Source organism: Microbulbifer maximicatervae (SeqCode), from assembly GCF_052466985.1.
In genome coordinates this window covers 4,207,581-4,226,242 of the sequence record NZ_CP174298.1, presented here as the reverse complement: position 1 = coordinate 4,226,242, position 18,662 = coordinate 4,207,581, and the positions used below count along the sequence as shown (strand labels likewise).

General features: G+C 48.3%; 15 protein-coding genes, 1 other RNA gene and 1 pseudogene. 12 read left to right on the top strand and 5 right to left on the bottom strand.

Features of this window, described 5'->3' with window-relative positions:
* The first annotated feature begins 59 nt into the window (after window positions 1–59).
* Both ssrS and ACJJI3_RS18715 read left to right on the top strand, forming a co-directional pair.
* Window positions 60–240: non-coding RNA, 6S RNA (gene ssrS, locus ACJJI3_RS18720), on the top strand.
* A gap of 28 nt (window positions 241–268) precedes the next feature.
* Window positions 269–847, top strand: coding sequence for a 5-formyltetrahydrofolate cyclo-ligase (locus ACJJI3_RS18715; protein ID WP_444915310.1), 579 nt, complete (start codon window positions 269–271; stop codon window positions 845–847).
* A 93-nt stretch (window positions 848–940) separates the two neighbouring features.
* Here ACJJI3_RS18715 and ACJJI3_RS18710 read toward each other — a convergent pair whose 3' ends face one another.
* The gene (locus ACJJI3_RS18710; RefSeq protein ID WP_192879435.1) at window positions 941–1,078 is read right to left on the bottom strand and encodes a hypothetical protein; all 138 of its coding nucleotides are present in this window, start codon (window positions 1,076–1,078) and stop codon (window positions 941–943) included.
* Between the two features lie 244 nt (window positions 1,079–1,322).
* A pseudogene (ilvA, locus tag ACJJI3_RS18705) lies at window positions 1,323–2,840 on the bottom strand (threonine ammonia-lyase, biosynthetic); the annotation flags it as partial.
* A gap of 207 nt (window positions 2,841–3,047) precedes the next feature.
* Here ilvA and rpiA point away from each other — a divergent pair.
* The 3 genes from rpiA (at window position 3,048) to ACJJI3_RS18690 (ending at window position 5,054) form a co-directional block, all read left to right on the top strand.
* Window positions 3,048–3,719, top strand: coding sequence for a ribose-5-phosphate isomerase RpiA (gene rpiA, locus ACJJI3_RS18700; RefSeq protein WP_444940542.1), 672 nt, complete (start codon window positions 3,048–3,050; stop codon window positions 3,717–3,719).
* Between the two features lie 17 nt (window positions 3,720–3,736).
* A complete protein-coding gene (locus ACJJI3_RS18695) occupies window positions 3,737–4,363 on the top strand; it encodes a transglycosylase SLT domain-containing protein (protein ID WP_444937067.1) in 627 nt (208 codons plus the stop codon).
* Window positions 4,364–4,676: 313 nt separating this feature from the next.
* Window positions 4,677–5,054 carry a DUF4168 domain-containing protein gene (locus ACJJI3_RS18690; RefSeq protein ID WP_282930932.1) on the top strand — a complete coding sequence of 126 codons (378 nt, stop codon included), beginning with the start codon at window positions 4,677–4,679 and terminating at the stop codon, window positions 5,052–5,054.
* 25 nt (window positions 5,055–5,079) lie between these two features.
* Here the strand turns inward: ACJJI3_RS18690 and ACJJI3_RS18685 are convergent, their stop codons facing one another.
* The gene (locus ACJJI3_RS18685) at window positions 5,080–5,412 is read right to left on the bottom strand and encodes a helix-turn-helix domain-containing protein (RefSeq protein ID WP_413663608.1); all 333 of its coding nucleotides are present in this window, start codon (window positions 5,410–5,412) and stop codon (window positions 5,080–5,082) included.
* A 364-nt stretch (window positions 5,413–5,776) separates the two neighbouring features.
* Between ACJJI3_RS18685 and ACJJI3_RS18680 the strand changes: the two genes are divergently transcribed.
* Window positions 5,777–6,811: an AraC family transcriptional regulator gene (locus ACJJI3_RS18680; protein WP_282930930.1), complete on the top strand. Its 1,035-nt coding sequence runs from the start codon at window positions 5,777–5,779 to the stop codon at window positions 6,809–6,811.
* Between the two features lie 93 nt (window positions 6,812–6,904).
* Here the strand turns inward: ACJJI3_RS18680 and ACJJI3_RS18675 are convergent, their stop codons facing one another.
* Entirely contained in the window at window positions 6,905–8,149 is a 1,245-nt protein-coding gene (locus tag ACJJI3_RS18675) for an OmpA family protein (RefSeq protein WP_444892235.1), read from the bottom strand.
* Window positions 8,150–8,534: 385 nt separating this feature from the next.
* On the opposite strand from ACJJI3_RS18675, the gene ACJJI3_RS18670 reads away from it, so the two are divergent.
* From ACJJI3_RS18670 to ACJJI3_RS18655, 4 genes are all read left to right on the top strand, one after another.
* Window positions 8,535–9,743: an acetyl-CoA C-acetyltransferase gene (locus ACJJI3_RS18670; RefSeq protein ID WP_413663610.1), complete on the top strand. Its 1,209-nt coding sequence runs from the start codon at window positions 8,535–8,537 to the stop codon at window positions 9,741–9,743.
* Between the two features lie 10 nt (window positions 9,744–9,753).
* Window positions 9,754–11,910 (top strand): 3-hydroxyacyl-CoA dehydrogenase NAD-binding domain-containing protein, encoded by a 2,157-nt coding sequence (locus ACJJI3_RS18665; protein ID WP_444940541.1) that lies wholly within the window; start codon window positions 9,754–9,756, stop codon window positions 11,908–11,910.
* Window positions 11,911–12,015: 105 nt separating this feature from the next.
* Window positions 12,016–13,164 carry an acyl-CoA dehydrogenase family protein gene (locus ACJJI3_RS18660; RefSeq protein ID WP_413663612.1) on the top strand — a complete coding sequence of 383 codons (1,149 nt, stop codon included), beginning with the start codon at window positions 12,016–12,018 and terminating at the stop codon, window positions 13,162–13,164.
* A gap of 53 nt (window positions 13,165–13,217) precedes the next feature.
* Window positions 13,218–14,414 carry a CaiB/BaiF CoA transferase family protein gene (locus ACJJI3_RS18655; protein WP_444940540.1) on the top strand — a complete coding sequence of 399 codons (1,197 nt, stop codon included), beginning with the start codon at window positions 13,218–13,220 and terminating at the stop codon, window positions 14,412–14,414.
* 39 nt (window positions 14,415–14,453) lie between these two features.
* Here the strand turns inward: ACJJI3_RS18655 and ACJJI3_RS18650 are convergent, their stop codons facing one another.
* A complete protein-coding gene (locus ACJJI3_RS18650) occupies window positions 14,454–15,137 on the bottom strand; it encodes a glycine-rich domain-containing protein (protein WP_444940539.1) in 684 nt (227 codons plus the stop codon).
* A gap of 349 nt (window positions 15,138–15,486) precedes the next feature.
* Here ACJJI3_RS18650 and ACJJI3_RS18645 point away from each other — a divergent pair, with 349 nt between their 5' ends.
* Together ACJJI3_RS18645 and ACJJI3_RS18640 are read left to right on the top strand one after the other, a co-directional pair.
* On the top strand, window positions 15,487–17,046 hold the full coding sequence (locus tag ACJJI3_RS18645; protein ID WP_444940538.1) for an ABC-F family ATP-binding cassette domain-containing protein: 1,560 nt from the start codon (window positions 15,487–15,489) through the stop codon (window positions 17,044–17,046).
* A 32-nt stretch (window positions 17,047–17,078) separates the two neighbouring features.
* Window positions 17,079–18,605: a cryptochrome/photolyase family protein gene (locus ACJJI3_RS18640; protein WP_444940537.1), complete on the top strand. Its 1,527-nt coding sequence runs from the start codon at window positions 17,079–17,081 to the stop codon at window positions 18,603–18,605.
* Window positions 18,606–18,662 lie beyond the last annotated feature (57 nt).

Genomic DNA, 18,662 nt, shown 5'->3' with positions numbered 1-18,662 from the left:
CGGTCACTTCATTTAAATTTCTGGTTAACAGCCCCCCGCTCTACAAGTTATAATTGATTCATACCCTGGGGTGTTGGCCAGCAGACTATGTCCTTGAGCCGATAATCTTACCCCGGTGGTTTCCAGCGGGTGCTGGTGAGCAAGTCCGCCTTGTAGCGGAAAGCCTTATGTACTCCGGATCCCACCACCTTGAACCTTACGGTTCAAGGCTCCGTCTACAGCCGCACACTCGGGGTACCCTATTTCTTCATGCTCTTCTCTTCCCACAATGACTGAAACCAAAACGCAACTGCGCCGCCGTATGCGCGCGGGGCGACGGGAACTCAGCGCCTATCAACAGCGTTTGCATGGCCGTGCAGCCATCACTCTCCTGAGCCGTATCCCACAAATGAATCGAGCAGTGCATGTCGGTATCTATTGGCCGACTGATGGCGAGCTGGATGTCCGCTATCTGCTGCAACGTTTTCCACAAAAACATTTTTATTTGCCACAGCTGCCGGCAGAACCACACCCCCACCTCCGGTTCAGGCGTTGGCAAGGCGAACCCTTGGCTTTTCGCAATCGCTATCGCATTCCGGAGCCTGTGCGCACAACTTACCGCGCTCCCAAGCTCCTGGATCTTGTTTTGGTTCCTCTGGTCGCCTTCGACCCCAGCGGAGCGCGCTTGGGTATGGGGGCCGGTTTCTACGATCGGACTTTTGAGCGCAAACAGTTATTACCAGGCACTGGACCACAACTTATCGGCGCGGCGCACCATCTACAATGTGTGGATAACCTGCCCACAGACAATTGGGATATTCCACTGGATATGGTGGTTACAGAGCAAAGGATTTACCGCTGCCGCTAAAAAGTGGATAGTGGAGCACAAAAAAAGCCGGACACCTAAATGTCCGGCTTTTTTTGTGTTTGCTCGTGGGCAGAGCGCCCCCCCGGCATCAGCCTAACGGGTAACCACTCCCTGTTGCAGAGCAGCCGGCGGTTCAGCTTCGGAAGAAAATACCTCAGATAAACCACTAGTACTCAACAGAACGCCCGCGACAAAGACAACCACAGCGATTGTCAGCGCATCGGCTTTCATTGGGACCATCCTGTACGATAATTTTGTTTTTATATGCGTTTCGCCCCGCTTATGACCAGAGCCACAGCAAAAGTTCCACGCGAATAGACAATACTCAAGAAGCGGCGTAATAGTAACCGTTTATTGGATATTTTATGAGTTTTTTGTCTCAAAATTAGACAAGCAAGTTCGACAAAACAGGATTTGCAGTCTATACACGTTTCGATAAATGAGACGTCTTTCTCAGGTATCGGGCAGCGATGGTTTAAGCGCCCAAAAATAACCGATAAGCCGGATTCTGCGTTTCATCCCAAAAACGAAATTGAAGCTGGTGTAATAGTGTCTGTAGTTCGTCCCTCGCTGCCGGCTCCACCTGCAATCCCACAAGAACACGCCCATAAGCAGCCCCGTGATTGCGATAGTGAAACAGCGTTATATTCCAACGCCCGGCGAGATGCTCGAGGAACTTGCGCAAGGCACCCGGGCGCTCGGGAAATTCAAAGCGGTAAATGACTTCGTCGGGCAAGCCCGGCACTCTACCTCCCACTAAATGGCGAATATGTAGTTTCGCCATTTCGTTATCGGTAAGATCGGTAACCTGATAATCTTTGGACTCAAGCTGACTGACCAATTGGCTGCGGTCTTCCTCAGATACCACCTGCAGACCCACAAAGATATGCGCTTCGTTATCACTGGCAAAACGATAGTTAAACTCAGTGATTGAGCGGTCCCCTAAATCCCGGCAGAACTGCAGGTAACTTCCCGGTTGCTCGGCAATTTTTACTGCGAGGACCGCCTCGCGCTTTTCACCGATCTCAGTGCGCTCGCTAATGTAGCGCAGGCGATCAAAATTAATATTGGCTCCACTGCACACTGTGGCGAAGGTGCCATTGCGATTGTCGTTTTGCTCCAGATATTTCTTCAGCCCCGCCAAACCGACGGCCCCGGCCGGCTCAGCGATAGAGCGTGTATCCTCGAATATATCCTTAATGGCCGCACAGATTTCATCGGTACTAACAATGATAACCCCATCCACGGTTTCGCGCAGAACCCGGAAGGTCTCCTCACCGATTTGTGCAACGGCAACACCATCGGCAAACAAGCCCACCTCCGCTAGCCGAGCGCGCTCGCCGGCTTTCAGCGCGGCCTCCAGACAGGCAGCATCCTGCGGCTCTACACCGTACACTTTGGTTTCCGGACGTACATATTTGATATAGGCGGCCATACCCGCAGCTAAACCACCCCCTCCGACCGGAATAAACACCGCGTCCAGGTTACCCGAGTGCTGTCGCAGCATCTCCATAGCCACGGTGCCCTGGCCGGCGATTACATCGGGGTCATCGTAGGGGTGGATAAATACCAACCCCCGCTCTTCAACCAGCTCGCGAGCCCTCGCCGCCGCTTCATCAAAAGTATCTCCATGTAGCACGACTTCGGCACCGCGCATGCGCACAGCACTCACCTTAATTTGCGGGGTGGTTTTGGGCATCACTATAGTGGCGCGCACTCCCATTTGGGCAGCGCTCAGGGCAAGCCCCTGGGCATGGTTACCCGCCGATGCAGCAATCACTCCCCGGGCCCGCTCCTCGGCGGGCAACTGCAGGAGCTTGTTGTATGCCCCTCGAATCTTGAAGGAAAACACCGGCTGCAGATCTTCGCGCTTCAACAGAATCCGGTTGTTAAAGCGATGGGAGAGTTGGCGCATTTGCTCCAATGGCGTCTCGGTAGCGACATCGTAAATACGTGCGTCTAAAATGCGCTTGATATAGGACTTGGGCATGACGTGTTTGACGGCCGTAGCGGTTAATTACTGTGCGCGACTCAGCGTAGACTAATAGCAGGGTTACAAAGGCCCTGTGTGAAGCGCAGCACCGGCATGACAGTCTAAGCCTTGAGAAGCATATTTGCCACAAAAAACAACCAGACGCGCTTTTTTTTATCGCCAGATACAAATTAAGGCGAAATAATTGCAAAGGAAACTATCCAGAGTATGACCCAGGATGAATTGAAACAGGCGACAGCTCGCGCCGCTATCGACTATATCGCCCCGCGCCTGGAGGACAACTCCATTGTCGGCGTAGGTACCGGTTCCACCGCTAACTTCTTTATCGATTACCTGGCGGAGATCAAAGGTACCTTTGACGGTACTGTGGCCAGTTCTGAAGCCTCCGCACAGCGACTCAAATCCCACGGCATTCCCGTTTATGAACTTAATGCCGTCGACGGCATCCAGTTCTATGTGGATGGTGCCGATGAAGTGAACCCGGCCCTTGAAATGATCAAAGGTGGTGGTGCTGCATTGACTAGAGAAAAAATCGTGGCGGCCTGCTCTGAAGAATTTATCTGCATTGCCGATGAGAGCAAGTGGGTAAAAGTCCTGGGAGAGTTTCCCCTACCGGTTGAAGTTATCCCCATGGCACGCTCGCTGGTTGCCCGGGAGCTGGTTAAACTGGGCGGTGATCCGGTTTATCGTCAAGGTGTGATCACAGATAATGGCAATGCCATTCTCGATGTATACAATCTGCGTATCGAACACCCCACTGTCCTTGAAGAAACCATCAATAACATTACCGGTGTGGTGACCAACGGTATCTTTGCCAAGCGCTCCGCCGGTATTTTACTGCTTGGCACCAGTGCCGGAGTGAAGACCATTACCGTTTAAACATGTCGTAAATAGTTATGCACAAAAAAAATAAAAAATGCGGACTGCTGGTTTTGCTCAGTGCTGTTGCACTGAGCAGCGGCTGTGCAACCGCGCCTCCAAGTAATCTCGACAACGTCTGCTCTATTTTCCAGGAAAAAAAGAAGTGGTACGGCGAGGCAAAAGACGCGGAGGAAAAATGGGGCTCTCCAATTGCAGTGATGATGGCAATCATGCACCAGGAATCCCGTTTTGTGCATGATGCCAAGCCCCCGCGCACCAAGATCCTGGGCTTTATCCCCGGCCCGAGGCCGTCCGATGCCTACGGTTATCCCCAGGCTCTGGGGACCACTTGGCGCCACTACCAAAGGTCTTCCTTTAACTACGGTGCCGATCGGGATGATTTTGGCGACGCCATCGATTTTATCGGCTGGTATAACAACACCAGTGCACGCCAGTGCCAGATACGCGCCAATGACACCTACAGCCTTTACCTCGCCTACCACGAGGGGCACGGTGGTTTTAATCGGCGCACTTTCCACAATAAAGCCTGGCTAAAGAATGTATCCCACAAGGTATCTGCCAGGGCGCAAAAATATCAGCAACAACTCAATAGCTGCGAACAGTCGCTGAAAAAGCGCAAGAAATTTCTCTGGATTTTCTAGCTGATCACAGCGACCGTTAGTCGCAAGGCCCACCTCGGTTTAAATCCGGTGCAGTTTTCCTGCATTATGAGCGGCGGCAGCCGCTCGCTAAATTTTATGACCTCACAACCACTCCAGGAAAAATTCTCCTTGCTGGCGGAAAAAGGCGCTACAAGGCGCCAGAAACTGACTACGCTGAAGACTAATAGCTACCCGCTTTAGACTTGGTACAGGTCACTAAAGCTCCGCCACAAGCATAAATTTACAGCCCCAACGTGACGCTGGGTGCTCCCTCTGAGAAGCAAAAGCGTCCTTATACTTTTTGGAGTGCCCGATGAAGCTCTTTTTGAAATACCTGGCTGTATTGGCAATATCACTCAGCGTGCCGATGACCTTCGCACAACCTGCTACCAGCCAAACAACCGCCCCCAAAGCTTCGTTTAGCGAACCGCAGCTCAAGCAATTTGCCAACGCCTATCGCTCTATCGTGATGCTGAGTCGAGAATACGCTCCCAAACTGAAAGCGGCTGCCGATATCAAGGAAGCGGAAGCGATCAACAAAGAAGCACAGGGAAAAATGATCGCCGCAATTGAAAAAGCCGGCCTTTCCAAAACCAAATACCAGGAAATTGCCAACAGCATTAAATCGAATCCCGCCCTACTGGAGAAAGTGAACAAAATTCTTCAGCAAAGCCACGCGCCACAGCAGTAATCCAATTTTGTGAGTGGCGCTCTGATCAGCTCATTGCGTCACTCAAATCCAGCTTTACATCTAACACCTGGCAAATAATCGGCAAATTGGTTTTCACCCAATTCTTGTCAAAAGACCCCCAATCACGCAGCAGGTAGTAGCCGTCATTATGGCGCACGCCTTCCTGAATGAACTCTACAACTGTGCCATGCCCCGGCAATCCTTTCGCAATAATGTCCTGCACCGTACGGCGAGGCCATCCAGTTGCCTCCTCCAAAGTAGGATTATTGGGACGCGGAATATGCTCGATCAGGTAAGCAATCAACATTCGCCGGCAGATGGTCGGGTTTAACAGACTTGCAACAGACGTCGGTGACATTTGACCAGTCCTTCACTAACGGAATTTTTCCTATTGTTGACGAATATGACTTACAGGTCGAGGAAATAGTGATTCACTATCGCTATCAAACTTTAAAAGAACTGTCAGTCCACAGAGGATCAAGCATAGAAAATTGTTGAGAGCAAAACTGGGATTTTCAGTCGTTAACGCAAAAAATACACATTAAAAGACAGAAATAGACAACTTTTATTCCATAAGCCCATCAAGTTCGAAACTGTCACCACTAATAAAAGCACAGACAGTTGCATATAAATTAAGCAGAAGCCTGACTTTCTCTCTCCGTTTGCGCATAATCCATACCGTAATACAGCAGCAGACAGAAAATAATTGTGAGGCTGAAAGAGTGGACAATGAAAACCCCAAACTCCGCGAAGCGGGGCTAGGTATTCCCGCCGCTGCGGTAAAGGCCCATCTGGTTGGTGCACAAGCGACCGGACTGGATTGCCAACAACTACTCATCGATAGCGGAATCGCCCCCGCCCAGCTAGATGATCCCGATAGCCGCGTTGGCCGGGAGCAGATGGCCAACTTGTTACGCCTTGAGTGGGATTTTCTGAACGATGAGTCAGGAGGATTCCTGGCGCGCCCTTGGCTGCCGGGCACTTTTGCCATGATGGGGCACGCTTGTATCACCTGTCCCAACCTGCGCCGAGCCCTGCTTCGCTCCAGCCGCTTTATCAGCATGGTGAGTGACGACTTGCACATCAAGCTGGTCGAGGATGGTGAAGAAGCTCGACTGATCATTCACCACACCAATGAAAAAAAATTGCCCAACCAAATTTTCGTCGAATCTATCGCGGTAATCTGGTTGCGCTTTTTTAGCTGGCTGATCGACCGTACCATTTTATTAGAGCGCGTTCTTCTGGCGTTTCCCCCGCCCGACTACAACGAAGACTACAGCGATATGTTCCCTTGCAGGCACTACTTTAACCAAGGTGAAACCTGCCTGGTATTTAACACTCGCTATTTGCAAATGCCCCTGGTACGCGATGAGCAACAGCTGGCAGACTTCCTGTCCCGCGCCCCCGAGTGCCTGTTGACCCAATACAAATCCGACCACAGTTTCACCGGTCGTATTCGCCGTATGCTGCAACAGCAAAACAGTATCGAAAATCTGTCACTGGATGATGTCGCCGCACGTTTATACACATCTCCACAGACGCTGCGCCGCCGCCTCAAAGAGGAGGGCAACAGCTGGCAGGATATTAAAGACTCTGTTCGGCGGGATATGGCGGTTTACCAGTTGAAGCAGCAGGAAACTGCTGTAGCTGAAATTGCCGAGCGCCTGGGCTTTTCCGAGCCCAGCGCTTTTAATCGCGCATTTAAAAAGTGGACAGGGCTAGCTCCCGGAGCTTACAGGGATAAATTCCGTAGTTAAGGCGGCACTAAAAATCCCGGTCAAAAGACCGGGATTTTTTATAAATGAAATCCACCTTGGAAAATATCCTTTAAAGGGATTCCCGTATCCCGGCTACTCCTGAGAGTTTGTCACTACCCGGATACTAACTCGCTCAACATTGAGGGCTTTTTGGTCCCTCTTCTCTGACATATCTTCCGCAACAGGCTTAGCCGAGCCCATTCCTGTTGCGGTGATACGATTTGCCGCTATCCCCTTCTTCAGTAGAAGTTCTTTCACAACATCCGCACGTTCTTGGGAAATTTCCTGCTCTGCAATTTCATTACCCTCACCTTTTACATGCCCTTCAATAGCAATGGTTAAGTTGGGGTTGTCCTGCATGATTTTTGCCAGAGCATCGATATCCTCAGCTGCAGGGTTGGTGATTTTTGCGGTTCCCTTTTCAAAGTTCACCCGCATGGGGAATTCCCGGTCGGGATTGTCTGAAAAGCTCTTGAGATAATCACGCAAATTACTGGAAAAGTTATCGGGGCCCAGTTGCGCTTCCTCTTCCGCTTTCTCAAGGGGGGAATCCCCTACCGGCTGTGAAGCGGACTCCATAAAGCTCGCTTCCTGGGAGGTCATGGAAGGATTACTTTCTGAATTTTCCTTTTTCCCTTTCAACATGCACATATTCAATGCGTAGAGAACCACAAGTACCAACAGCAAAGGAAAAAACCAGCTACTGAAACTCACCGGTTTACGTTTCTCTTCAGGCCCCTGAATTGCTGTGGCCCGAGGTTCCTGGGGTTTGGCGTGGCCATGGGTAACCAGAGCGTCTCCCAACTTCCCAAAATCTGGAACGTCAATTGCTTGAAGAAGGTTATCCGGTATATACCCCTGTAAATGCTCCCGCTGCCCAATCAGGAATGAAGCCAAGTCGGAAACATCCATTTTTTGAGCTTTGGCCTGGCTTTGCATCAACGAAGTAACTATCGGCGCGGATACACTCAATAGATCTCCGCCCTCTTTCCCCAAATTATTCGCTGCAACTTCCAGGACCTCTTTTTTACGACTGCTGAAAATTTTTTCCAGCATTTTCTCACCGATGTCTGTAATTGACTTCAACTTTTCTGGTGAGGAAATAGCGGTGGCGAATTTAGACAAATCCAGCGCTTCACTTTCAGAAATTAAATTAAATAAATAACCCATTCCTGTTTTACTACTGGCCCTGTTCAACATACCAGCCAGTATGTAAGCAACGCCTGAGCAGAGTGCAGCTTCACCTTGCCCTGCCGGCAAATTCAAAGCCTTTGTCAGCGCATCAATACCCCCGGAGCCCAATTGGCCGGTAGCCATATCCAAAACATTATCCGCCATAGCCAAACCTCGCTCACCACCTCAGGGACCGTCAAAGTACATTTATTTGTCCGGGGTCACCCGTGTGTTACCCATTCAAATTTTTCTCAGATGCCCTGAATCACCCTTTACCCTGCCTGACATGGAATTCCTCCAGCCGCAAAGATAATTTAAGTGCCAATTTACCGTGCCAAAATTTCAATAGATTTAGGCGCCTTACTTGAGTGTACGGCAGTACCTCCACATGGTTAGGTTAATTTGGAATAAATAAAAAGATATTTGACTAGGAATTTTTCGGTAGTACCTGGAAGCTGAGTCATCTTCCGTGGCAATTTTTATCATTGAACCCAAGCTGCACCGCACTATGGTAATAAGCGAAACCATAAAATAAAAAGAGGCTAAAACCGTGCCAACCGAAGCCTACATCTACGATGCTATCCGCACCCCGCGGGGCAGAGGCAAATCCAGCGGTGCCCTTCACGAAGTCAAACCTATCACCCTGCTGTCAGATCTCCTGAAAGAATTACAGACCCGCAATAGATTCGACACTGCCAAAGTGGACGACATCGTTATGGGCTGTGTTACACCGATCGGAGATCAGGGTGCCGATATCGCAAAAGTTGCAGCTTTAGCTGCCAATTGGGACTGGGATATCGGTGGCGTAACTCTGAATCGCTTCTGTGCCTCCGGTGCCGAAGCGGTCAATCTCGCCGCTACCAAAGTTCGCTCCGGGTGGGAGCATCTGGTAGTGGCCGGAGGCGTAGAGTCCATGTCGCGGGTGCCCATGGGCAGCGACGGCGGCGCCTGGGCGATGGACCCACGCACAGCAATAGATACTGGATTTGCACCCCAGGGCATTGGCGCGGACTTGATCGCTACACTCGGAGGATTTTCCCGCGAGGATGTGGATAACTTTGCGCTGGACTCTCAGCACAAAGCGGCAGCCGCCTGGAAACGCGGTGCTTTCGAAAAATCTGTGATTCCCGTACGTGACCAAAATGGCCTGACCATTCTCGATCACGACCAGCTGGTGCGCCCAGATGCGTCCATAGAGGCTCTGGCACAACTCAAGCCATCCTTTGCCGGGATGGGTGACCTGTGCTTCGACAGCATTGCCATATCCCGTTACCCACAGGTCGAATCAATCAACCATGTTCACACTGCGGGAAATTCCTCAGGAATCGTCGATGGCGCAGCCGCCCTACTGATCGGCAGTGAACAGGCCGGGCGAGATCTGGGGCTCAGCCCCCGCGCCCGTATTGTCTCCGCTGCGGTAGTGGGCACTGAGCCTACTATCATGCTCACAGGCCCCGCGCCCGCCACTCGCAAAGCCCTGAAGGCCGCAGGCCTGACGGTGCAGGATATTGACCTCTTTGAGGTGAATGAAGCCTTCGCGGCAGTGGTGATGCGTTTCCAACACGAGTTGGACGTGGACCCACAAAAACTCAACGTTAACGGCGGCTCAATCGCTATGGGCCACCCCCTCGGCGCGACCGGTGCAATGCTGATCGGCACAGTATTGGATGAGCTGGAACAACGGCAACTTCGCTACGGCCTGGTCACACTATGTGTGGGCGGCGGTATGGGTGTAGCAACCATTATCGAAAGAGTTTAGGGGGCAGACTATGAAATCCATTCGCCTGGAAAAAGACGATCACAATATTGTCCACCTGATCATGGACAACCCCAATGCCTCAGCCAATGTGATGGATCGGGATTTTACCGAATCGCTGAGCGCAGCGGTTGAACAACTCAAGCAGCAAGAATTTTCTGGAATTATTGTTCGCTCCACAAAAAATACCTTTTTTGCCGGCGGTGACCTCAAATCTTTATTTGCGGCAAAAATTGAAGAAGCTAAGCCTTTCTTCGAATCCTGCGAATCAATGAAAGCCAACCTGCGCTGGCTGGAAACCCAGGGTAAACCCGTCGTTGCTGCGATTAATGGCACAGCTTTGGGCGGTGGCTGGGAAATCGCCCTCAGCTGCCATCAGCGCATTGTTATCGATAGCACCGCAATAAAACTGGGATTGCCTGAAGTAACATTAGGCTTACTACCTGGTGGTGGCGGCTGTGTACGTATGCCCCGCCTTTTAGGCATCCAGGAGTCTCTACCCTACTTACTGGAAGGAAAACAGGTGAGGCCGCAACAGGCTCTCAAAGCCGGTCTGGTACATCAGCTCGTTACCAGTGAAAGTGAATTACTAGAGAAGGCTGTCTCTTATATTCGAGAGAATAGTGAGCAACCTGTTGCTCAGCCTTGGGATCAACCGGATTACCGGATGCCGGGAGGGGACGCAAAGAACCCTAAAAATGCGCAGTTACTGATGATCGCCCCAGCAATGCTGGAGAAAAAAACCAAGGGATGTCTGCCGGCGCCAGAGTCGATAATGGCAACCGTCGTCGAAGGGTCCCGGGTCGACTTCGAAACTGCTACGCGAATTGAATCCCGACATTTTGTAGGCCTCGCTTGCGGGCAGGTTGCCAAAAACATGATCGGTACTTTCTGGTTTGCACTCAACGAAGTCAAAGCCGGAGCATCGCTGCCCGCCGCCGCCCGCGATCATAAAACGTCACCCATGCAAAAAATTGGCATACTCGGCGCCGGCATGATGGGCTCAGCCATTGCCTATGCCTGTGCCAGTAAAGGTGTTGATGTCGTATTAAAAGATGTATCCATGGAAGGTGCCTTAGCCGGCAAACAATATGCAGAGAAATCCCTGCAAAAACGCTTACAGCGGGGTCGCATTACCGAGGACAAGGTCAATCAGATCCTCTCCCGTATCACGCCCACAGACAGCAATACCGACCTGGCTGATTGTGAGTTGGTGATAGAAGCAGTTTTCGAAGACCGGGAACTCAAGCGTAAAGTTACCCAGGAAGCCGAAGCACAGCTGCCGAAAAATGCAGTATTTGCCTCCAACACTTCGACACTGCCGATCACTGGGCTCGCTCAAGCTTCCGACCGTCCCCAGCAATTTATCGGTCTACATTTCTTCTCCCCTGCCGACAAGATGCCACTGGTGGAAATTATCTGTGGGGAGCAAACCAGTGATGAGACTCTCGCCCAAGCCTTCGCCTTTGTATTGCAGATTGGCAAGACTCCTATCGTTGTTAACGACAGCCGTGGCTTCTTCACCTCAAGGGTATTCGGCTGCTTTACCAATGAAGGTATCGGCATGCTTAGCGAAGGGGTTAATCCCGCCACCATTGAAAATGCCGCAGCCCTAGCTGGCTTCCCAGTCGGCCCTCTAGCTGTTAGTGACGAGGTCTCGCTAACGCTGATGAGCCGGATACGCCAGCAGACCATCAACGACCTGCAAAAAGAGGGTAAACCCGCCCCCACGCATCCCGCCGACGGAGTGATCGACCGAATGCTTGAAGTGGGTCGCGCTGGTAAGGCTGCAGGTGGCGGCTTCTATACTTACCCTGAGGGCGGGAAAAAGCACTTATGGAGTGGCCTTGAGAAGGAGTTTCCCGCCAAAGAGGCACTGCCGATAGAAGATGTGAAGGAACGGCTGCTGTTTATTATGGCTCTGGAGACACTTCGCTGTTATCAAGAGGATGTGCTACGCAGCGTACGAGATGCCAATATTGGCTCTATCTTCGGTATCGGCTTCCCACCCTGGACCGGTGGTGCATTGCAATACATCAGCCAGTTTGGCCTGAAAGCGTTTACCCAACGCGCCCAGCAACTGGCTGATGCCTATGGGGATCGATTTGCCCCGCCAGCAATTTTGCTGGATCTGGCAGAGTCAGGAAAAGCTCTGGCGGACAACCCTTAACCCAGGGGTTTGAGCGATGTAAACAGGCTTTTAAAATCTCGCTGTTTACATCGCCAATCAAAACACTGGTTCAATTTTTCAGTAATAAAATGCGGTGGTGTAAGGATGGTACCAAGAACTGTTTACAACGAAGATCACGAACAGTTTCGAGAAACTTTACGTAAATTTTTAGAAAATGAAGCTGTACCCTACCACCATCAGTGGGAAAAAGATGGTCAGGTAGATCGTAAACTGTGGAATAAAGCTGGAGAAATGGGCTTTCTGTGTCCGCAAGTTGATGAAAAGTATGGTGGCTTGGGGCTGGACTATGGCTACAACTCCATTATTGATGAGGAGGTAGCCCGAGCGGGACTTTCCGGTATTGGCTGGGGCCTGCACTCTAATATTGCAGTGCCCTACATTATTAATTACGGCACGGAAGAACAGAAGAAAAAGTACCTACCCAAATGCATTAGTGGTGAGATGATCACCGCTATCGCCATGTCCGAACCTGGTGCAGGATCGGATCTCCAAGGCGTGAGAACCACAGCTGTGCGCAAAGGGGATCACTATCTGCTCAATGGTTCCAAGATTTTTATTACCAATGGACAGCAGGCAGACCTGGTTATTGTCGTGGCCAAAACCGACCCTCACGAGGGGGCCTCTGGAGTCAGTTTGCTGCTTGTGGAAGCAGATAGCCCTGGATTCAAGAGAGGCAGTAACCTAGAAAAAATAGGCATGAAGGCCCAGGATACTTCAGAGCTGTTCTTTGATGATGTCAAAGTCCCTGCGGAAAACCTTCTCGGTGGAGAGGGACAGGGATTTATTTATTTAATGCAGGAATTGCCTCAAGAGCGTTTAAGTGTGGCAATTTATGCAATAGCTAATGCAGAAGCAGCATTGCAATGGACGATTGATTACGTACGGGATCGCAAGGCTTTCGGCAAACCCATCTCTGCCTTCCAAAATACACAATTCAAGCTGGCTGAGCTGGATAGTGAGTTAACCGCTCTTCGGGTATTTATCGATCGCTGCTTGGAGCTTCACTATAAAAAGGAGCTCGACGTTGCAACTGCAGCGAAAGCCAAGTTATTGAGTACAGATTTCCAATGCAAACTTTTGGATGAATGTGTTCAGTTACATGGCGGCTATGGCTATATGTGGGAATACCCCATCGCCCGGTCTTGGGCCGATGCTCGTGTAGCACGTATTTATGCCGGAACCAATGAAATTATGAAATTAATTATTTCCCGAGACCTCCTGCGCGATGACTAAATTAAAGTGCTAGATTGAAATTTCTGTTCTCAATTAAAATAATGAAATAAAAAGTGAAACAGCAAACGAAGAATCATTGCGCCCCTCTTGAGGGGCTAAAAGTACTCGACTTTTCTACCCTACTTCCCGGTCCCTATGCCACTTTGCTATTGGCGGACTTAGGCGCCGAAGTACTAAGAATCGAGTCTCCCACACGGCCAGATTTACTACGGGGCTTTCCGCCTTTAGTCGATGACATTGCCTCCCTATCCGCCGCCCACGCAACCATTAACCGCAACAAACGCTCCCTGGCGATCGATCTAAAAAATCCAAAGGCGCAAGTGGTGATTCACCGATTGCTTCAGCAATACGATATTGTGATTGAGCAATTCCGCCCCGGAGTGATGGATAGGCTGGGCCTTGGCCACCAAAGCTTAAGCCAACAGCGCGCAGACATTATTTACTGTTCGATTACCGGATATGGCCAGACTGGACCATTAAAGCAACGTGCTGGGCACGATATCAATTATCTCGCACTATCTGGCCTGGCCAGCTATTCCGGCAACCGTGACCATGGCCCCTGCCTGAGCGGCACACAGATAGCAGACATCGCCGGCGGTTCACACCATGCGGTTATGTCGATACTGGCTGCTGTATATCATCGCCAGAGAACCGGGGAAGGCAGTTATATCGATATCAGTATGACGGACTGTAGTTTCGCGTTAAACGCAATTAGTGGGGCCAATGCACTGGCTTTAAATACCGATCCCAAGCTGGAATCCGAGCTGCTAAACGGTGGAAGTTATTATGATTACTATCGCACGGCAGATAACCGCTATCTTTCTGTGGGAAGTTTAGAGCCACAATTTGCTGAGCAATTTTTAACAAAAATAGGTCGAAAGGAGTGGCTGACTCGCATTGTCCAAGACGGGCAACAAGAAACACTTAAGAAAGATATTGCAGAAATTATTGCCACAAAAACCCAGAAAGAATGGATTGATATATTTCAGGATATTGATGCGTGTATTGAACCCGTACTTAATTTTACAGAAGCTGCTGATAGCGATCTTATCCAATCCAGAGAGATGATCTGTTCTGTGAATGGAGACATTAAACAGATCAACACACCCTTTAGATTTAACGGCCAAAAGCCCCACTTATTTAACCGAGGGGCAGCTCTGGGAGAGCACAATCACAATGTGCTGGGTGAGCTCGGCTTTAGCGCTGAAGAAATTGAAGCGCTTTGCGAAGTTCAGGGTGTCACTCATTAATCACGTTGAACAAGGTTGCTAGAGCGGTGATAGCTGCCTCTAGCTGCCACCCCCGCCACAGCCCCCACCACAACTGCTTCCAGAATCTGAAGAGGAGCCGCCACCCCAAATTCCAGAGAAGGCACTGCCGGAAGTTCCGCCTTGACAGCTCGCGGCACAACCAATATGACTGGCACAGTGATCCGCAGCGGGACTATTTCTCGATCGACAGTTTAGCAAATAATGAAATCCATCTTTAATCCCCAACTTTTTATCAATTGAGAAAATCAGAGGTAACGATTTTGGCTTGGAAGGACTTATACCACTACGAACACAAGCAATTCGCCACACTCTCTTAATCCCCTCACTAGCTGTATCCTTATCTGGCATAACTTCATTGGGTGTGTGGTGCAGAAAGTGTCCAAAAGCTTTATTACAAAAATTTCGATACATCTGTGTGCTTAATATAAATTCATGCCAAGCGACATCAATCACTTGAGATGGCATAGCGACCATTTGTCTACCAGCCGTTTGGCAGATAATAAAATATTCCCTTAACCCATCAAGTACCATACCGAGCTGCTTGTTGCTGAGATGAGGGTATTTGTTCTTCACTCTTTGTTTGAGAGACGGATGGAATTGATAGCCTCTTAAAAATCGTTCCCGATGTGATTTTCGGTAAAAGAAAAAAAGTATAGTACTTACGATCAATAGACAAATTGCTATAAAACCTTCAGATACCATAGTAACCCCCGCTTTTAAACACTTATTGCTCTAAATCAAGTCGTAAAAATGCATCATCTCAATGTAATATCAATAATACTCTTATACCACTCTATTTTAAGAGTTGAGAGTACCAAGTGAGCGCTTTTAGGTTGGGGCTTGAAGTATTTTTGAATCTTTATTAAGCTAACACTTAACAACTTTTCTTTTTGGAGCTATCTACGCCAATGAATTAAGCCTTGCACACACTGGAGATAAACCGGTTTCTTAAGAGGCCATCAATTCCCGTGCAAGTGGCGTACTCCATTCTCTACAACTTTCTCTCAAGATCATGGTATTGCGCCACCCATTCCGACTACCGGAGGGTGACATGCAGAGCATTTGTTCTATAAAAAATCTTTACTTAAACATCCCTGAGAAATCTCTATTTAAAGAGATCCATCTTGACTTCCCTCCGGGATTTACTGGCTTAGTGGGAAATAATGGCAGTGGGAAATCGACTTTTTTAGAGGCTTTGATTGGGAAACTAAAGCCTGAACAGGGAAGTATAACTTGGTATACGGACTACCTTAAAGTGGATCAAGTGAGCAGCAATTCCAACAAGCGAATTGTAGATATATTCGACCCTACAGGCCTCTATGACTGTTTTTCACGTATTGAATCTGGCAATCAGAGTGAGGAAGATCTGATACGTGTCTCAGATTCATGGGAGCTACCTATAATTTGGCAACAGCATTTATACAGCGCCGGAATAAACCTCACGTTAGACACTCCTATCGGCAATCTTAGCGGTGGTGAAAGAGTCCGACTGGCTTTAACCAATGCCTTCTCTCATAAAAAACACTACCTGCTACTGGATGAGCCTAGTAATCACCTAGATTCAGACGGTAGAAAATGGTTACAGCAGAAAATTAGAAACCATTCTGCCGGAATTCTAATGGTCACTCATGATCGAAGCTTACTCCAACAAGCTGACACGATAGTGGAACTAGTTTCAGGAAAACTACGCACATATGGTGGTAACTACTCACACTACAAGAAAGAAAAAGAGATACAGAGACAGTCTGTAGAAAAGAAAATTGAAAATACCAAAAAGAATATAAAAAGCCTAAACAAACTTAAGCAAAGTTCTGCTGAAAAAACTACAACCAGAAAAAACCAGGGTAAGAAATTAAAAGGTTCCCAATGTAAATCGCTACTAGATGCGAAAAAAGATCGTGCAGGGCAAAGTTTAGGCAAGCTGACTAGAAACCTGGATCGTCAGCACCATAAGTTAAAGCTAGATTTAGAAAGTTGCCAAAAGGACTATATGAGTCATAAGCTCCCAAATATGCAACTTAGCAAAACAGGGCTAACGGGTGGTATTCGTCTGCATGTTGAGGATCTCAAACTGCCCTACGGTATTCAGAGTGATCCCATATCACTTACCATGCACAGTGGCGATCGCTGGCATATTTTTGGCGCCAATGGTAGCGGAAAGACAACGCTACTAAAGATCATTGCTGGTCGAGTTAAACCTCGCAGCGGTTTGTGTAAAACTTTTGGCAGCTGTTTTTATCTGGATCAGAACCTAAGTCAACTAAATGGGAATCTATCTGCCTTGGAAACTTTATCCCGCCTGCACCCTGATAAAGATACCAACTTCTGGCGCACAGCCCTAGCCACAATGAATATTCGAGGTGATTCTGCACTTCGCTCTACCAATACTTTAAGTGGAGGGGAGCGACTAAAGGTTGCTTTACTTGCCGCTACTCGTGGCACTGAGGCACCAGACCTGCTACTACTGGACGAACCGGACAATCACTTGGATCTGGAGTCGCGTATAGCGCTGGAAACTGCGCTGGTAGAATACCCTGGAACATTTTTATTGATCTCCCATGACTCTACTTTTGTAGAAAATGTGGGAGTGAATAGAAGGGTCTATCTATAGGCATATTAAGACCTAAATAAAGGAAGTGAGATGTGAAAACGCTGCGCTTGCTATTAGGAGATCAATTGAACCAAAAACACTCCTGGTTTAGAGGTAACCAGGAGGATAAGATTTACTTTATGGCTGAAATGCGCCAAGAGACCGATTACGTTGTTCACCACATCCAAAAAATCGTTGCCTTTTTTGAAGCTATGCAGATTTTCTCAGAGTGGCTTAAAAATAGGGGCTGCAATGTCATCTACTATCGAATAGACGATAAAAACAACAAACAAAACCTTACAAAAAATATCGAAGATATTATTAGAAAACACAAAATTGAAAAATTTGAGTACCAACTTCCCGATGAGTACCGACTAGATCAGCAACTATTACAACTAGAGAAGAGACTATCAATAGAGTTTCAAGCCTACGACACTGAGCACTTTTTGACCACCCGAAAAGAGCTGGCAGACTTCTTCCAGGGGAAAAAATCACTACTTATGGAAAGCTTCTACCACTATATGCGGAAGAAGCATGACATTCTGATGAACAATGGAAAACCTGAAGGAGGAAAGTGGAATTTCGACCAAAGCAATAGAAATAAATGGAATGGAAAGCTGGGCAAACCCAAGCAGGGAAAAATAACAAGTAATGTCACTTCAACTTTATCCCGTATAAAAAAGTCTGGAGTTAAGAGTATTGGAGAGATTGATCCAGAGAATTTTATATGGCCAACCAGCAGGGAGGATTCTATAAAACTACTTCGTCATTTTTGTAAAAATCTACTTGCTCATTTTGGCGATTTTCAGGACGCAATGGATCCAGATGAAGCCTTTCTTTATCACAGCCGAATTAGCTTCTCCCTAAATAGTAAACTCATATCTCCAAAAGAGGTTATCGATACAGCGATAAAATCTTGGGAAGATGGAAAAATTTCAATAGGACTTAACCAGATTGAAGGTTTTGTACGCCAAATATTGGGCTGGCGAGAATATATGCGCGGTGTCTACTGGATGTCTATGCCCAGTTATGAGCATCAGAATAAGTTGAAGAATAAAAATAATTTGCCAGATTTTTTCTGGGATGCCAAAACGTCCATGAACTGCCTTCACAACACCATCAGGAATAGTTTGGAAAATGCCTATGCTCACCATATCCAAAGGCTTATGATTACCGGTAATTTTGCGCTATTAACACAAACTGACCCTGGCCAGGTGGAAAGTTGGTATCTCGGTATTTACATAGATGCTATTCAGTGGGTTGAAATGCCTAACACCCGGGGAATGAGCCAGTTCGCCGATGGTGGATTGGTTGCAACAAAGCCCTATATTAGTAGTGGCTCCTATATCAACAAAATGAGCAACTATTGCAGCGACTGTATTTATGACGTCAAACAACGAACTGGAGAGAAGGCCTGCCCATTTAACAGCCTCTACTGGAATTTCTTAATTGAAAAAAGAAAAATGCTAGAGGGCAATCATAGAATGACAATGATGTTCAGCCTTTTGGATAAGCTTGAGAAGAGTGAAGTGACAGCAATAAAAAAAAGGGCAAAGCAATTTATGACAAAGAAATCGTAATCTCTATATAGATCATAAAATCCTTTATCGAAGGCTTCCTTAATCATTACTAAACTA

Excerpts from the sequence above, each read along its gene's own strand:
- ACJJI3_RS18715 (WP_444915310.1), top strand. The coding sequence starts at position 269 with ATGACTGAAACCAAAACGCAACTGCGCCGCCGTATGCGCGCGGGGCGA.
- ACJJI3_RS18710 (WP_192879435.1), bottom strand. The coding sequence starts at position 1,078 with ATGAAAGCCGATGCGCTGACAATCGCTGTGGTTGTCTTTGTCGCGGGC.
- rpiA (WP_444940542.1), top strand. The coding sequence starts at position 3,048 with ATGACCCAGGATGAATTGAAACAGGCGACAGCTCGCGCCGCTATCGAC.
- ACJJI3_RS18695 (WP_444937067.1), top strand. The coding sequence starts at position 3,737 with ATGCACAAAAAAAATAAAAAATGCGGACTGCTGGTTTTGCTCAGTGCT.
- ACJJI3_RS18690 (WP_282930932.1), top strand. The coding sequence starts at position 4,677 with ATGAAGCTCTTTTTGAAATACCTGGCTGTATTGGCAATATCACTCAGC.
- ACJJI3_RS18685 (WP_413663608.1), bottom strand. The coding sequence starts at position 5,412 with ATGTCACCGACGTCTGTTGCAAGTCTGTTAAACCCGACCATCTGCCGG.
- ACJJI3_RS18675 (WP_444892235.1), bottom strand. The coding sequence starts at position 8,149 with ATGGCGGATAATGTTTTGGATATGGCTACCGGCCAATTGGGCTCCGGG.
- ACJJI3_RS18665 (WP_444940541.1), top strand. The coding sequence starts at position 9,754 with ATGAAATCCATTCGCCTGGAAAAAGACGATCACAATATTGTCCACCTG.
- ACJJI3_RS18660 (WP_413663612.1), top strand. The coding sequence starts at position 12,016 with ATGGTACCAAGAACTGTTTACAACGAAGATCACGAACAGTTTCGAGAA.
- ACJJI3_RS18650 (WP_444940539.1), bottom strand. The coding sequence starts at position 15,137 with ATGGTATCTGAAGGTTTTATAGCAATTTGTCTATTGATCGTAAGTACT.
- ACJJI3_RS18645 (WP_444940538.1), top strand. The coding sequence starts at position 15,487 with ATGCAGAGCATTTGTTCTATAAAAAATCTTTACTTAAACATCCCTGAG.